16 protein-coding genes are annotated in these 15,056 nt (G+C 68.3%); 6 read left to right on the top strand and 10 right to left on the bottom strand.

Going from position 1 to position 15,056, the window contains the following annotated elements; translation table 11 throughout:
* Window positions 1-143 precede the first annotated feature (143 nt).
* The 7 genes from ACGFI8_RS45890 to ACGFI8_RS45860 form a co-directional block, all read right to left on the bottom strand.
* Window positions 144-701 carry a polyketide cyclase gene (locus ACGFI8_RS45890; RefSeq protein ID WP_392814900.1) on the bottom strand — a complete coding sequence of 186 codons (558 nt, stop codon included), beginning with the start codon at window positions 699-701 and terminating at the stop codon, window positions 144-146.
* 47 nt (window positions 702-748) lie between these two features.
* A complete protein-coding gene (locus tag ACGFI8_RS45885) occupies window positions 749-1,561 on the bottom strand; it encodes a MerR family transcriptional regulator (protein WP_392814898.1) in 813 nt (270 codons plus the stop codon).
* Window positions 1,561-2,052: a hypothetical protein gene (locus ACGFI8_RS45880; RefSeq protein ID WP_392814895.1), complete on the bottom strand. Its 492-nt coding sequence runs from the start codon at window positions 2,050-2,052 to the stop codon at window positions 1,561-1,563. Before ACGFI8_RS45880 ends, ACGFI8_RS45885 begins: the two co-directional genes overlap by 1 nt.
* A gap of 168 nt (window positions 2,053-2,220) precedes the next feature.
* A complete protein-coding gene (locus tag ACGFI8_RS45875; protein ID WP_392814893.1) occupies window positions 2,221-3,138 on the bottom strand; it encodes an NADP-dependent oxidoreductase in 918 nt (305 codons plus the stop codon).
* A gap of 309 nt (window positions 3,139-3,447) precedes the next feature.
* A complete protein-coding gene (locus ACGFI8_RS45870) occupies window positions 3,448-4,152 on the bottom strand; it encodes a hypothetical protein (RefSeq protein WP_392814890.1) in 705 nt (234 codons plus the stop codon).
* 128 nt (window positions 4,153-4,280) lie between these two features.
* Entirely contained in the window at window positions 4,281-4,649 is a 369-nt protein-coding gene (locus ACGFI8_RS45865) for a sigma-70 family RNA polymerase sigma factor (protein WP_392814903.1), read from the bottom strand.
* Window positions 4,650-4,653: 4 nt separating this feature from the next.
* Entirely contained in the window at window positions 4,654-4,830 is a 177-nt protein-coding gene (locus ACGFI8_RS45860) for a sigma factor (RefSeq protein WP_392814887.1), read from the bottom strand.
* 64 nt (window positions 4,831-4,894) lie between these two features.
* Here ACGFI8_RS45860 and ACGFI8_RS45855 point away from each other — a divergent pair, with 64 nt between their 5' ends.
* On the top strand, window positions 4,895-5,800 hold the full coding sequence (locus ACGFI8_RS45855; RefSeq protein WP_392814884.1) for a hypothetical protein: 906 nt from the start codon (window positions 4,895-4,897) through the stop codon (window positions 5,798-5,800).
* An 86-nt stretch (window positions 5,801-5,886) separates the two neighbouring features.
* Here the strand turns inward: ACGFI8_RS45855 and ACGFI8_RS45850 are convergent, their stop codons facing one another.
* A complete protein-coding gene (locus tag ACGFI8_RS45850) occupies window positions 5,887-7,872 on the bottom strand; it encodes a beta-1,3-glucanase family protein (RefSeq protein ID WP_392814882.1) in 1,986 nt (661 codons plus the stop codon).
* 98 nt (window positions 7,873-7,970) lie between these two features.
* Entirely contained in the window at window positions 7,971-9,716 is a 1,746-nt protein-coding gene (locus ACGFI8_RS45845; RefSeq protein ID WP_392814880.1) for a ricin-type beta-trefoil lectin domain protein, read from the bottom strand.
* 311 nt (window positions 9,717-10,027) lie between these two features.
* Here ACGFI8_RS45845 and ACGFI8_RS45840 point away from each other — a divergent pair, with 311 nt between their 5' ends.
* Complete coding sequence (locus ACGFI8_RS45840; RefSeq protein WP_392814877.1) at window positions 10,028-10,282, top strand: hypothetical protein; 255 nt, start codon at window positions 10,028-10,030, stop codon at window positions 10,280-10,282.
* Between the two features lie 443 nt (window positions 10,283-10,725).
* Here ACGFI8_RS45840 and ACGFI8_RS45835 read toward each other — a convergent pair whose 3' ends face one another.
* Window positions 10,726-12,534: a hypothetical protein gene (locus ACGFI8_RS45835; protein WP_392814875.1), complete on the bottom strand. Its 1,809-nt coding sequence runs from the start codon at window positions 12,532-12,534 to the stop codon at window positions 10,726-10,728.
* A gap of 27 nt (window positions 12,535-12,561) precedes the next feature.
* On the opposite strand from ACGFI8_RS45835, the gene ACGFI8_RS45830 reads away from it, so the two are divergent.
* The 4 genes from ACGFI8_RS45830 (at window position 12,562) to ACGFI8_RS45815 (ending at window position 14,954) form a co-directional block, all read left to right on the top strand.
* Entirely contained in the window at window positions 12,562-12,798 is a 237-nt protein-coding gene (locus ACGFI8_RS45830) for a hypothetical protein (RefSeq protein WP_392814872.1), read from the top strand.
* 100 nt (window positions 12,799-12,898) lie between these two features.
* Window positions 12,899-13,411, top strand: a complete 513-nt coding sequence (locus ACGFI8_RS45825; RefSeq protein ID WP_392814870.1) for a hypothetical protein — start codon at window positions 12,899-12,901, stop codon at window positions 13,409-13,411.
* 721 nt (window positions 13,412-14,132) lie between these two features.
* A complete protein-coding gene (locus ACGFI8_RS45820; RefSeq protein ID WP_392814867.1) occupies window positions 14,133-14,255 on the top strand; it encodes a hypothetical protein in 123 nt (40 codons plus the stop codon).
* 69 nt (window positions 14,256-14,324) lie between these two features.
* Window positions 14,325-14,954 carry a lipoprotein gene (locus ACGFI8_RS45815; protein WP_392814864.1) on the top strand — a complete coding sequence of 210 codons (630 nt, stop codon included), beginning with the start codon at window positions 14,325-14,327 and terminating at the stop codon, window positions 14,952-14,954.
* The last annotated feature ends 102 nt before the right edge of the window (window positions 14,955-15,056 follow it).

The following is a 15,056-nucleotide window of genomic DNA, read 5'->3' as shown; positions in this document are numbered from 1 at the left end:
CGACACGGCGGCCGGCTCCCGCTCGACGGTGGTCTCCGTCGTCATCTGGCGTCTCTCCCTTGATCAGCAGATCCGCCGTTATTTGTACAGTCCCCTACAGAACGTCGTGGCGAGTTGGATGCCGATGAGCGCCCGGCTCGTCTTCATTGGGTCGCTGTGGCCTGGTGCTGGTGACGCTCGGCGAGCTGCTTGAGGTTCAGCAACTGCCGTCGAGCCATGACCAGGTCGCCGATGGACAGCCCGAGAGCGACCCATCGGGTCGTCTGCATGACGACCTTGAGCAGCAAGCGCGTTGTGTGCTCCTGGGGCACAAGAACGTAGGACATGAAGGCACCCATGATGGCGCCCGTCAGCTGGTCCCCGGGGTCGACGGAGATGATCCTGCCCCATGCCCGCCCGCCGGCAGTGGTGAACGCCTCTCCGACCTGTGGCTCGGGAAGCTCCACCAGCCGCCGGGGTGAGCGGCGGCCGAGGTTGTCGATCCAGTCGTATGAGTACGGCGCAAGCCTCACCTGGGCAACCCATGGCCACACCGCTGCGGCCGGCGCTTCGACCAGCACCCCTCGCCATGCCTGCAGTGCGGGTGAGACAACCAGGTCGTCGCACGGATAGGAACGCACGATCTCGCTGTCGGTCACGCCCCACCGGTCACCGATCACGCACCCATTCTGCACCGCCACCGCCATGCGGATCTGCCGCAATCTTCCTGCTACAGACCGTGGCAGACACGCGTTCGTAGGCTGTTGGCTCAGTTGAATGGGAGGGCCACGTCACAGACCAGATCGCCGGGAGTGGCCGCGTCGGGGTCGGTGGGGTAGCCGTACACCTCTCGGGGTGGCGCAACGACGGTGTGGCCGTGGTCGTGTACCCAGCGTCGAACAGCGTCGTAGATCGAGAGGATCTGCGGCGGCTCGAAGTGACCTTTGATCACCGGGATGTACGCCTCGCGGTGAGCCGGCTCGGCGCGGCCGGCGGTGTCGGCGTGGACCGGCACGCAGACCTCTACCGGGCCCTGGGCGTCCTCGTTGACTTCGCCATGGAACACCACGAACCGTGGCCCGGTCGGCCCACCGCAGCGACCGGCCAGTGTGTTCAGCCGTGTGGTGGCGTCTCGGATCCAGCCGAGTTCGGCGGCGTTGACGTAGCGCATCTCGCTCAGGACGTGCTGGTCGGCAACGTCACGGACAGCCACCTGCCAGGCCCCGTGTGGTGTCGCCGTCTCGGCGGCAAGATTGCGCACCAGGCGCTCGGCAAGCTCCCGCTGGGCCGCGAGCCGTTGTTCCACCGCGGTCCAGTAGCCGGCGAGCCGCCCGGCCGCGTCGGGGCCGGGCGCACCGACGATCGCGGTGATCTCGGTGAGCGGCATGTCGAGCCTGCGCAGCAGCGCGATCAGCCGCCCGGCGTAGAGCTGACGGTCCGCGTACCGGCGGTATCCGCTGCCTGGTACCACTTCGGCGGGCCGGAGCAGACCGATCCGGTCGTACAACCGCAGAGCCCGGATCGACAGCCCGGATCGGCGGGCGAACTCGCCGATGGTCAGCAGCCCCGGCCCGCTGGCCATCACGTCACCGGAAAGGCGACGTCGAAGACCTCGTCGCCGGCCGCGGCAGACACGAAATCGGTCCAGTACGTCTCGCGGGGCGCGCGGGCGACGGTGAGCCCGTTGGCGACGATCCACTTCTCGATCGCTTCGTACACCCCGCCGAGCTCGCCGCTGGTGACCTGGGACTTCGTCACCCGGGCGTACGCCTCGCGGTGGGCCGGAATCGTCCGGTCGCCCCCGGCCGCGACCGTCGCGCAGACCTCGACCGAGGTCGGCCCCTCATTGGGGTTGCCCTCATAGATGGTGACGAACACTGGCTCGTCCGGGCAGCCCGACCGCTCCAGGAACGGCCACTGCGTGCTGCCGAGCAAACCGCCGGCCGCCCGCGCGCGCTGCGCAACTCGGGCCATCGCACCCGGCAGCCAGGCCTCCAATGCTTCCTGGTCAACAGTGCCCGTCTCCGACACCACATGTTGTTCCGGCACGTCACGCAACCGAATCCCGACCATGAATGTCTCCCATCCCGGCGGGCACTCACGCCCACCGGAAACTAGAGTGCAGCCTCTACCAAGGTCAGGGTCAAGACATTCGACGCCGCAACGCCGGGTCAAATCGCCCGTGGGCCGAAAGGCCGGGATTGCTGATATTCGAAGCCGGAATCAGTAACGGCTCACCATCTACCCCGAGGTCAGCACGATCTTTCCGCGCAGGCCGCCGGCCTCGAAGAGCCGGTGCGCCTCTGCCGCTTCGGTGAGCGGCATCGTAGCCGCGACCCGCGTGTGCAGCCTCCCCGCAGCTAGCTGGCCCACCAACTCGGCCAGCAGTTCCCGATCCAGGCTGATGAGCTGGAGGTGCTGGCGCACGCCGCGTCCCGGGTCGATGGGTGGCGTGGGCCGGGTGGTCACGATGTTGCCGCCATCCTCAACGGCGGCGGCCGCCGCCTCGCCGATCGGGACCGCGTCCAGCACGACCGACACCGGCCCGATCGAGGCCAGATCGGCCGAGCGCGGGATCACCTCGGCCGCGCCGAGACCGCCAACCCACGCCTCGTCGTCGTGGTTGGCGACCGCGAGCACACGGTGGCCTTGCTGGGCAGCGAGCTGGGCGGCGAACCCGCCGACGCCGCCGCTGGCACCGGTGACAAGCACCGTGGAAGGAACCTCAAGCGACAACACCGACAGGGCTTGATACGCGGTGACCGCGTTGAGTGGCACCGTGGCGGCGGGCACGACGTCAAGCCCGTCTGGCAGCGGGACAAGCCAATGCGCATCCGCCGCGACGAACTCCGCGTATCCACCGGGCGCGCCCCGGGTCAGGTACCAGGGGATCATCCCGACGACGCGATCACCCAACCGGAACTCGTTGACATCGGAGCCGACCGAGGCCACCTCGCCGGCGATGTCCCAGCCAAGCAGGAAGGGCGGTGGCACCGGACCGCCGGGGATCATCCCGGTGCGGGCTGCGATGTCGGCCGGCTGTACGCAAACCGCCTGCACCCGGACCACGACCTGGCCTGGTCGCGCCACCGGATCGGGCAACTCGGCCACTTGCAGACCCTCGGGTCCGCCCAGTTCCGTAACGATCACGCCGTACATCCGTCAAGTATGGATCGAAGTCGACCATCCCGAAAGATCAGCACACACTGGTTGCGGTACACGACGGTGACGTGGGTGGAGCGGAGCTTCGGCTATGCCGTGGCGGCTCCGTTGCATTGAGCGTTGGCATGATCGAGGCAGAGTCGAGCGGTGAAGTCATCGGTCCGCCCCCGCTCGTGACTGCCGCCGACGTCGGCGTTCGCCGGCTTCCGGTTCCCGGCCGAGGTGATCGTCATCGCGGTGCGCTGGTAGCTGCGGTTACGCATTCATACGGAACCTCCGACGCGGCCACTACGAGCTCGCCGCAGGTCAGGGCAGCAAGCCTGGATTGGCGGCCAGCTCGGCCAGTTGCGCTGTGGTGAAGATCGGCGTGGCCAGCAGTGGCGGCCCGACCGAGCTGAACGCGTACGGCAGCTCGGCGACGAGGATCAGCCAGCCTTCGATGTACCGGGTCGCGTGGCGTACCACCACGGTCTGCCCGGTTGTGCCGGGGGCGGGCTGCCTCATCGTCCCGATGCGGACCGTGGCTCCCTTCGCGGCCAGCACCTGGCAGCTGGTTTCGACGCCGTTCAGCGCGTCGATCCCCATCGCAGGCGGCATACGCTTGCGGGGTGAAGTCGCACAGAGGTCGCCGGTGGGTCGGGGTGAGGTGTCCCTGATCCGGTACATCGCGATTGTGCCGACATGCTCGTCCACATACACCTCGGTGACATCCTCGACGGAGGTGATCGGGGCGCCATCGTAGGGCCGCCCAAATCCGCAATCGTGTTGTCCAGTTCGGACGCCGCTCGGGATCGCGCCGAGCAACACGTCGTCCATCTGTTGCATCTGTCGCCGCATCGACTCTTCCCAGATCCCAGGACGCGGAACGCATGACTCGACCTGTGCCGAGGGTGAGGGTGCGATGCTTGCCGCCGGGGACTGCGACGCCGCGCCGGCGAGGTCCGGGTTTTCGACCGGCGCCGCACCGCTCAGACGCGGCAGCGCAACGGCCGCGGTCACCGCCAACGCCACGCCGGCCGCCGCGAACCGCTGCCGGCGTCGGCGTCGGACCTTCCGGGCGGCGTCGAGCAGGTGCGTGGCTGACGTCAGGGGTGGCTCCGGCACGTCGACCGTCCGCTCGAACAGGTTCCGCACGTCGTTCATCGCCGCTGCCCTCCCGGCTTGTCCTCGGTTCGCTCGTGTACAGGGCCGAGCGCGCCACGCAGCGCCGCAAGCCCACGCGCGGTCTGGCTCTTGACGGTGCCGGTACTGCAGCCGAGCACCTCCGCGGTCTCCTCCACGGTCAGGTCGGCCCAGAATCGGCACACCAGGGTGGCCCGCTGCCGCGGAGGTACCGCGGCCAATGCGGCTTGCAGGGTGACCTGATCCCACACAGGCGGATCGTGGGACGGCCGGTCAAAGACGCCATCCGGCGCGCCGGCGCGCTCGCGGCGCCACGGGCGGCGCCACGGGCGGCGCCGCTCGTCCAGGAAGGTCCGCATCAGCACCCGCCGCGTGTACCCGTCCAGCGCGTCACGGCGGCACCCGCCGCCAGACCTGGTACATCTTGATGAACGTAGCCTGGGTCAGGTCCTCGGCCAGATCCCAGTCACCGCACAGCAAGTACGCGGTCCTGCGCATGCCCGCGCCGCGGGACGCGTAATACTCCGCGAACTCGTCGTCGCGGTGCCCCGCTCGAGACTCTGCCACGCAACCGCTCCTCACCTGTGGATGCCGTAATCACGGAACGAGGACCCAAGACGGTTGCACGGCAGTGGTCAACCTGGCCGTGCAGCTGACCAGGGTTGTCCCGGCTTCGGGCGATCTCGGTGTGTGTGGCCAGCAGTTCTGGCTCGGCCCGGCTTATGCCGACACCACCGTCGTGCACCTGCTCAAGGAGAACGTGGGGCGTGCGGACTCATCGCGATCGGGCGGGCACGCACGTCAAGCACCTGAAAGGTTGCCGCTCTACCATGCGCGTATGTCTGAGCTGCTCAGCCCGGCGGACCCGGAATTCTCAGATAATACGGACGTCTCGCAAGCCCCGCTGACCGACCGCCGTCCCGGACCGGTCGCATTCGCGCTGCTCGCGATCGGGTTCGTCCTGGCGCTCGCCGCGCAGTATCTGCCCTGGACCTGGCTCGCACCGCTCTGGACGAGCGTTCCGGCGCCGGTGAGCATCGACGACACCGGCTCGAACGGTACCGGCCCTCTGATCAGCAGTTCGGTGCGGCGTCCCGACACAATCGAGATCGACCTGGCCAACCTCAACACGGGGCATGTGGTGGCCTACCTGACCACGATCGTGCTGGCCCTGGTCGCGATCGCGGTCCTGCTGTCGGCCACGGGCGCTGTGCGGCGCACCGCGATCGCGGCCGCGGCGGGCCTGCTCGCCGGCAACTTGCTGGTGCTGGTCGGGTTCAAGTCCGCGATCGCCAACCTGGGCAACACCCCCTTCGCAAGCTTCACGCTGCCTGAGAACTCGGTCAGCGTCGGCATCGGCTACCCGATGGCCTACGCGTCCGCGGTGCTGCTGGCGGGCGGGGTCTTCGTCGCGGCGCGCGGACCGCAGCTGCGCACCCGGCGCCGCCGGGAGGAGCTGCTGCCCGAGGGCGGCGAGCCGCTGGAGCTCACCGTGACGGGAACGGGTGCCACGCCCGGTCCGCGCTCGTACATCTGAAACTGCGGGACGCGGGTTCCGTGCGGCGCGTTTGGCGTGGCGGGGGTGCGGGAGCGGACGCTCCGCACCCCCGCCACTGGGTGTCCTCAGCTCAGTGCGAATTTCTGTGCCGGGGTGCCGTTGCAGTCCCAGATCTGTAGCCGGGTGCCGTTACTCGTCGCACCGCCCGGCGAGTCCAGGCACCGACCGGACTGCGGATTGCGCAACGAGCCGTCGGCCTGCTGCACCCAGTTCTGCCCACCGACCCCGTTGCAGTCCCACAGCTGGACCTGGGTGCCCTGCGCGGTCCCGTTGCCGACGATGTCCAGGCACCGACCCAGCGTGCGCAGCGAACCGTTGGCGTTGTGGTACCAATGCTGGTCCACAGCGTAGGACTGGCAATCCCACAGCTGCACCGCCGTACCGTTACCACCATTGTCGTCGCCGGCGACGTCGACGCACTTGCCACCGGGACCGATGACCGTGCCGCCACCGTTGACGGAGAACTTCTGCGCCGCAGAACCGTTACAGTCCCAAATCTGCAGCCGGGTGCCGTTACCCGTGGCACCACTCGGCGAATCCAGACACCGACCGGACTGCGGATTACGCAACGAGCCGTCGGCCTGCTGCACCCACTTCTGACCGCCAACACCATTGCAGTCCCACAGCTGCACCTGGGTGCCGTTCGCGGTCCCGTTGCCGTTGATGTCCAGGCACCGCCCCAACGTGCTCAAGGAGTTGTCGGCGTTGTGCGTCCAGTGCTGATCCACCGCGTACGACTGGCAGTCCCACAGCTGCACCGCCGTACCATTGCCGCCCGTATCGTCACCCGCGACATCGACACACTTACCACCCGGCCCGGCGATCGTGCCCGCCGCGGCACCGCCGCCACCGCCTCCCCCGGTGAACGAGGTGAGGGTGATGCCGGCCGAGCGCGGATCGCTGTCGTTGACGAGCGACTCGAAGTTGCCGACGTCGTCGAAGGCGAAGGCGTACGCCTTGCCGTCGACCATGTTCGCGTGGATGATCTTCGCGTACTGGTTGGTCGGGTTGTTCTGGTAGAACGCGGCCGGGTTGGTGCTCGGCTGGGTGTCGATCGTGCCCAGCGTCCCGCGGTTCAGGGCCGCGCAGAGCGTGCGGGCGATCGGTCCGACCACCAGATCGTTCGGCGCGGCGAGGTTGCCGGCACAACCCCAGACGTCGCCGCTCGTCGGCTTGTTGAAGGAGGCCACCTGCTGGCCCGACGAATTGGTGAACGTCATGACGTTGCCCGACGTGCGGCCGAAGTACTTGGTGTTGGGCTGATCGGCGAACGGCACCACGGTCAGCGTCTTGGACGTGTAGGCGTTCCAGGCGGACGTGATGTATGAGTCCAGGTAGGTGGAGCTCAGCTGTCCGGCGTCGGCCGCCTTGCCCGGTGACAGCACGCGCAGGACCGTGCCGTCCGAGCGGGTGTACACCGAACCGCCCCAGCCGGCCTGCGCCTTGATGCCGTTGATGACGGCATCGCGTCCGCCGGCGACGAGCTGACCGGTGCGGCTCGTGACGCCGCTGCTGCCGGTCACGCTGACGACGTGCGGCAGCGCGAACATGTCGACCTGGGAGCTGTTGAGCCACAGCCCGGAGTCGTTGTAGGTGAACTCGCTCCAGTCGAACAGGATGTCGCGGTTGGAGTCACCCGACGCCCATGGCGCGGGCTGGACCAGACCGTCCGGGGTGAGGTAGAAGTTGATCTTCTGGCCGAGCGAGAAGTAGACCCGTCCGGACAGGCCCCGCGGGACCTGGACCGTGACCGAGCCGCCGTTGCCGGGCCCGCCGATGGACACGTCCGGCGCGGGCGTGGGCGGTAGCCCGCCGGCCGGCCAGGCGGTGAAGACGCCGGCGGCATTGACATAGCCGAGGCGACCGGTGCTGAGGTTGGTGCCGAGCACATAGAGATAGACGGCGTCGCCGCGGCCGGTGTTGTTGGTGACCGTGACGGGCAGCGTCGCCGGACCGATGGCCAATGACGCCGTTGCTGCAACGGTCACCGATGTGGCCACGGCAACCGGGACGGCAACAGCCAGGGCGGCGGCCGCATGCAGCAGTTTCATTCGGGTGCGCACAAGCTATCCTCGATTCCACTGGGTGGGTTCGGGTCCGCGGCAGGCAGAGCGATGACCGCGGACGTGCAGTGCCGTTGCAGGATTCGTCAGCTCAGTGCGAATTTCTGTGCCGGGGTGCCGTTGCAGTCCCAGATCTGTAGCCGAGTGCCGTTACCCGTCGCACCGCCCGGCGAATCCAGACACCGACCGGACTGCGGATTACGCAGCGAACCGTCGGCCTGCTGCACCCAGTTCTGACCACCGACCCCGTTACAGTCCCACAGCTGGACCTGAGTGCCCTGCGCAGTGCCGTTGCCGACGATGTCCAGGCACCGACCCAGCGTGCGCAGCGAACCGTTGGCGTTGTGGTACCAATGCTGGTCCACAGCGTAGGACTGGCAATCCCACAACTGCACCGCCGTACCGTTACCACCATTGTCATCGCCGGCGACATCAACGCACTTGCCACCGGGACCGATGACCGTGCCGCCACCGTTGACGGAGAACTTCTGCGCCGCAGAACCGTTACAGTCCCAAATCTGCAGCCGAGTGCCGTTACCCGTCGCACCACTCGGCGAATCCAGACACCGACCGGACTGCGGATTACGCAACGAGCCGTCGGCCTGCTGCACCCACTTCTGACCGCCAACACCATTGCAGTCCCACAGCTGCACCTGGGTGCCGTTCGCGGTCCCGTTGCCGTTGATGTCCAGACACCGCCCCAACGTGCTCAAGGAGTTGTCGGCGTTGTGCGTCCAGTGCTGATCCACCGCGTACGACTGGCAGTCCCACAGCTGCACCGCCGTACCGTTGCCGCCCGTATCGTCACCCGCGACATCGACGCACTTACCACCCGGCCCGGCGATCGTGCCCGCGGTCGGCGGGATGCTCGAGGTACCCCCGCCCGACGTGTACGCCGCGACGTAGTCCACCAGCATCGGCTGGCCGGAGACGGTGGAGCCGTTGGGGCCGCCGCCGAACGCGTCCGGGAACCCGCCGCCGATGGCCACGTTGAGGATGATGAAGAACCCGTGGTGCGTGGCGTTGTTCCAGGTGGTCGCGTCGACCTGGTTGGCGTTGACGGTGAAGAAGTTGTTGCCGTCGAGGTACCAGCGGATCTGCTCCGGCGAGGTGCTGCGGTCCTGCTCCACGGCGTAGGTGTGGAAGCCGGTTTGGCAGCCGCCGCAGGCGCGCTCGCCGCTGCCGATACCCGTCGTCTCGTTGCACGGGCCGCCCGGCGAGACCCCGCAGTGCAGGGTGGCGAACTCGGAGCTGCGGCCGTTGATGTCCTCCATCACGTCGATCTCGCCGATGCCCGGCCAGCCCGACGCGCCGGTGCCGCGCGCCGCCGCGCCCAGGGCCCAGAACGCCGGCCAGTAGCCGGCACCGTTTCCGGTGTTGACGTTCGGCTGCTGCAGCCGTGCCTCCAGGCGCAGCTTGCCACCCGCCGGGGCGGCGAAGTCGGTGCGCTGCGTCTCGATGCGACCGCTGGTCCAGTTGCCGGCGCCGTCGCGGATCGGCTTGATGGCGAGGTTGCCGGCGCCGTCCTGGTACACGTTCGCGGTGCTGTTCGTCATGTTCTCGATCTCGCCGGTGCCCCAGTTGCCGGCGCCGCCGGGGTACCCGTGCCCGAGGTCGTAGAGCCAGTTCCCGGTGTTGACCCCGGTGCCCGAGGCCCCGTTGAAGTCGTCGGCGAACACCTGCGTCCACCCGGCCGGCGTGGGAGGCACCGAGGCCCCCGCGTCGGGCAGCACCGCGATGGAGGCGGAGACGACCACGACACCCCCGGCCGCGGCCAGCAGCGCAGTCCGCGCCCAACCTCGCAGCGATGTGCGTTTGTGTTGACTTTCCACAGCGATTGTGCCCCTTTTCAAGCGTGGGCGGGGAAGTGGGACATGCCTGTTCAACCCTCACCTGGCGGACGTGAGAGCGCTCTCAGCATGTTCGCTTACTGAAAAGATAGTTGTCAATAGCGCCGAGACGCGCCAACATCGTTGTTCGAACGTGTTGCCTTGCGGTTGCATCCCCCGCGGTTCGGCGTCCGCTAACGGCGAGGGACAGCCGATCGCCGCGTCGCCGCCGCGGCACCGTCATCACCGTCTACGTCGATCCGGCCGACCATGACCGTGCGGTCACCGATACGGGATTGGTCAGCAACTACCGCGTGGACGTACTGCCGCCGACTTTGATCGCCTTCGGCATCATCACGATCGGCACCGCCGGACCGCGGCTGCGCCACCCCGCCCCCGACCAGGTCGCGGTGATGGCCAAGCAGGCGTTGCTCGGCGACGCCCCGCATCGCCGTGCCGCCGCGATCGCCGCCCTGCGCGGCACCGACCTGCCGACCGCACTCCGTGGCTACCGCAAGGACGAGGTCGATCGGTACATCTCCCAGCTCTGCACCGAGCTGACCCGCTGACTGCACGGACCCCCGAATCCGCATGGAATGCTGGGTCGCGTGGGGCAACGAGGGCGCCCGCGCTGACGCGAAACCGGCCCCACGGCAGACCAATGGTCTTGGTCGATCACATCGGATCGGCCAGCGCCCGAGTGCAGGGCCAACGTCCGAGTGGTGCCAGCGGGACATCGACGGGGCTGCGCCCCATGGCTCATGCCCAATCCGGTCGCTACGGAACGTAATGGCGAGTCGGATCCCGACTCGCTGACATGCCGATGAGCGCGCACGTGATCTTCGCTGAGGTGGGCTTGAGGACCCTCTGGGCGGGTAGGTCCGGCGCCCTGTCAACCTCGCTTCACGGCGACTCACCGGTCGTCGCAGTCACCACTATCGAGCGATTGAGCGGCGGGGCCAGGCACCCAGTCCCTGTCGTTCAGCGATGCTGATGGTGGAGTTGGGCGGCGCTAATTTGTCCGCGTTGGCATAGTCGGGGCTGTGGGCGCTGCCGTCAGGCAGGCCGGAATCAGACCAGCCAGCCGCAGCAGGCGGTAGAACTCTTCCTCGACAGCCATCGCAGCCGTGTAGGCGCGGGCCAGCACGGTAGGGCGGTCCCCGGGTGTGACGAGATCGGCCAGTTCGGTGAGTGCGAGTGCTCGGTCGTCGGGATCGGCTATCTCGATGGCGGCCCGCAGGGCGGCGCCTACGGCGGCGGGCCGGGTGTCGGCTGGCAGCTGGGCGGCGACGAGGCGCAACGCGTCGGCACGCGCGTCCGGCTCCGATATGGCCTCTAAAGCCGACAACGCAGTGTCGAGGCGGTTGTGGTCGAGATGGGGTGCCAGGGCGACGAGGATGGTGGTGCGCTGTTTCTCGTCGGTGGCGGCGAGGCCGGCGGCAAGTGCGCGGTCGAGCTGGACGGGGTCGAGGTGGGCGGCCAGCCCGGTCACGATGTCCGCGAAATCGGTCCGGCGTGCAGCGATGCCGAGCGTCGTGTCGCGCTGCTGGGGGGTCATCACGGCGGCCAGGCGAGGGTCGAGGTTAGCCCATCGGTGGTGCGACCGCAGCGCGGAGAGGGCCAGTTCGACCGCGGCCTCGTGATCGTCTGGTTCGAGGTGCGGGATGATCATCGCCAGTGAGAAATAGCGTCCAGCCGGGTCGGTTGCAGAAGCGGCGAGGTCGAGTGCCTGCTGCAGTTGTGCAGGGTTCAGGTGCGGGGCCAGAACTTCGAGGTGCCAGTCACGGTGTACGTGGCCCTGCCGTGCCGGCACCACGTCGAGGACCATCTGGATGTGCTCGGATGTCAGATGGGGCAGGAGGTCGGGCAGGGCGATGTTGCTGATCGAGTCCTTGACACCGGCGGCCAGGACAGCGGTGACGGCGTCTGCGACGGCTACGGCGCGACGTGCCGCGGGCAGGTACGGTATCAGGCCGGTCAGGGCGCGGGCCCGGTGGCCGGCGTTGCGCAGCCCGGCGACAGCCGCCAAAGCCCTGTCAAGCTGGTCCGCGTCAAGGTGCGGCGCCAGCGTTGCGAAGTTGACCGCCACGGCGTTGCCGTCGCGAGATGACAGGACGCAATCCAGTGCGTCGTTGCGCTGATCTGGTGCGAGGTATGCGGCGACCCACGTCATCGCCGTCGTCCGCTCCGAGGGTGCCAGGGTGAGCAGCCCCAGGGCCGTCGCTCGTTCTTCCGTGGTCAGATTCCGCACCAGGGCGGAGAACAGTTGCAGGATGGAAGTCGGGTCCTCCAACAGTTTCTGCAGCGCCTTGGGCACAGCGACGGCTCGCTGCTGCGGGGCGAGGTGTGGCAGCAGTGCCGCGACCGCAGTGATGAGTTCGTCCCGTGTCTCTATCGCGAGGACGGAGGCGTACAACGCGTCGACGTGTTCGGTGTCGAGGTGTCGGGCTGCCAGCGCTGGGATCAGCCGGCTTCGCGCGTTGTCGGACATCTGCTGTACCTGCGATACGACATCGCGCCGCTGGGCATCGGTGAGATGCGGCATCAGGTGGGCGAGTAGCGCAGCCCGCCAGCGGTCGTCGTGCAGGGTCGCGGCGGCGTCATACAGGAGATCCAGGGTCACCTCCACGGAGGTGTGCTCGGTTTCGTCGGGATCGCCGCCGCTGTTCAGGAGCGCTGCGAGGTCGGCGATGGCGCTCTGCAGCGCGGCTTCAGCCGGGTCAACGCGCGAGGCGGACATCCACCTTGCCCCGGCGGCGCACACCTGCTGTGCAAACAACTCCAGCTGTTCGTAGCGATCCCGACGCTCCTGGCCAGTCATCGGCCGTGATCTTGCCAGTGCGGCTTCGTGTTGTCCACGCCGACGGGCTCCAACCAGACGGAGCTAGCGGCGAACCTGTGGCATATCGCCCACGACCATCCCGGCCTCGTCACGGACACCGCTTTCCTCGAACAAGCCCGCCCCGAACGAGCGGCGCGGGCGTCGGCCGAGGTGGCCGGAGCGTTGGCTGTAGCTGGCGTCAACGTGCGCGACGAGCGGGCCGCTCGCTGGATCACCGACCTCTCACAACTGCCGCCGAAGTGATCTTGGCTTCCGCTCATGCCGCATCGGGCGTGCTGGCGTTCATGAGCGGGGGGCAGGGGCCCGATCCGGGGACCAGCGGCGAGGCAAGGGTGAGACGATCATGTTGCTCAAGCCGCCGGTGTCGCTTCGCCGCCGCACCCGAATTTGCCGTAGGAATAATATGGTTAAGCACGCGCAGCGCTGGAATGCGTCGAAGTTCATACCGTTCCGTCCGACCCGGGCTCGCGGCGCGCTGATGCTCGCGGGCGTGCTGGTGGCGGCAGGGGCCTACGGCCTCGTCGGGCTCTGCGGCCAGCTGCGCATGGATGTCATGCATACCGGCAGCTGCACAGTCGCCACGGTGACACATGTGAGCAGGGAGCACCTCACGGTCGAGCTGGACAGCGGGACCCAAGTTGGCCTTTACGGGTACGGTCGGGACCTCACCGAGGGAGCGCCTCTGCGGGTCTGCGTCAGTAAGGACGGCACCTGGGCCGACGCGCGCGGTCACTCGAGCAACTGGCTGCTCACTTCGGAGCCGTCCGTTTTTCCGGCCGCGGCGGCGGGAGTCCTCATGTTTCTGGCTCTTTATGCTGGCGATGGCATCCGGATCGGGTGCCGAGACGAGGATTGAACCTGGGCTCAACAGTTCCGGAGCTGAGACCAGCGTTACGGATTCCGTATGACAGCTTCCGGCATCCGGATCTGCCGCGCTGCGGGCGTTTGCCACCGAACCTGAATCCGTCGGAACGGCGGGCCCAGTCACTCATTGTGACGTCAGATGGTAGCTATGCCCGCGGCGGCCACGGAACACGTCGGTCGCAGTCCTGCCGACACACCGGATCTGCCAACCTCGCCGAGAATCCATACCCATGCGTCTCGCCGAATCTGGCGGTGCCCAGCTCAGGGCGCCGACCGGTGACATGATCCTTGGGACATCGAGCGGCGTCGTGTCACGTTGACACGGAAGCCCCGATCTTCGACCGTCCTGTTCGTCTCCATGCAGTTGTCACAGCCCAGCTCATCGCTTGATCAACAGACATGATTTCTGGGACCGGACAGGATTCTCGCGCGGAGTGGGAGCTGCGATCACCGCCGTACTCCAGTGGAGTGACTTTGCGCCCGCTACCGGCAGCACGGCAAACCGTGGCGCCGGACCCGGCTGCAAATTGTTCAGCAATGACGGTCCACAGGGCGAAGTGGTTTCCTGCCCTCGCGTTCGACGGTGGCACCGGGCTCTCCAGGTTGCGGGTCCCCCCGGGACCGGCGGCACCCGCAGCGCGACCCTCGGTACGGGGCCCAATGGCGCGGCTACCTCCAGCAGGTCGGGACGCCGTTCGGGTTTGCCGTGTCTGGTGAACGGGGCGCGGACCGCCGGGTTCACCGCCGCCGTAGTGGCTGTTGCGGCCACGCCGACGCAGGTGGTCGGCGTGGCGACGGCCGAGCCGTACGGCGCGACCCGATGGCGGTTCGCCTGACCAGCGCGGACTCAGCTTACTTCCAGCACGGAGAACGGATCGCAATCGTGCTGTGTCAGAATCTCCGCCGTGCGAATCACCGCCCTCGCCACGTTTGTGGCCTCCGCAATCCTGCTCAGCGCCTGCGGCGGCGACCCTGCCGACGACACGACGACGTCCGCCGCCTCGACCGCGCCATCGGTCGCCGCATCCGCCCCGCCGTCGGCGGCGCCGACCGGCGCTGCCGCGGCCGACCCCGCGTTCTCCGACCCCGCACCCGCGGCGGCCGGCGGCAAAATCGGGCCCGGCACCGCGTGCGCGATCCCGGCGACGCTGTCGACGGCGGCGAAGTGGAACCCGAAGGACGCCTCCGGTGCGGGCATGACTACCGGTGGGGTGACCCTGCGGTGCGAGATCGACGCCAAACCGGCCGGCGTGCTGGGCTTCATCCGGGTGTACACGTATGACGGCGACGATGCGCAGCAGGCGCTGACGGCGCTGCTGGCCGCGCCGGGCCTCGGTGGCAAGAAGTCCGCCGAGCGGCAGGTCACGATCAGCGGGAAGCGTGGCGTGGAGGCGGCGCTCGCCCCGGAGAGCAGCGGCCCGGGGCGGGCGTTCGCCGCCGGTGGCGTTGTGGTTGTCTGGCGCGGCCTGGATCAGGATGGGTTCGCCGCCGGCCTGCCCGCCTACGTGCTGGCCCGGACTTCGATCACATTCTGAGCGGCCGGTGTCCGACGACGGCCGTCGCCACTGTGGCGGGTTCGTCGTCGGACACCGCGAGCGGGCCGGTCGAGGCCGCCGGGTGTGCAGCACGAGACGGGC

Origin of the sequence: Dactylosporangium sp. NPDC048998, assembly GCF_043197855.1 — a bacterium.
Classification (GTDB): domain Bacteria; phylum Actinomycetota; class Actinomycetes; order Mycobacteriales; family Micromonosporaceae; genus Dactylosporangium.
Note: the sequence above shows the minus strand (reverse complement) of the source record. Positions and strands in the feature narration are given on the sequence as shown.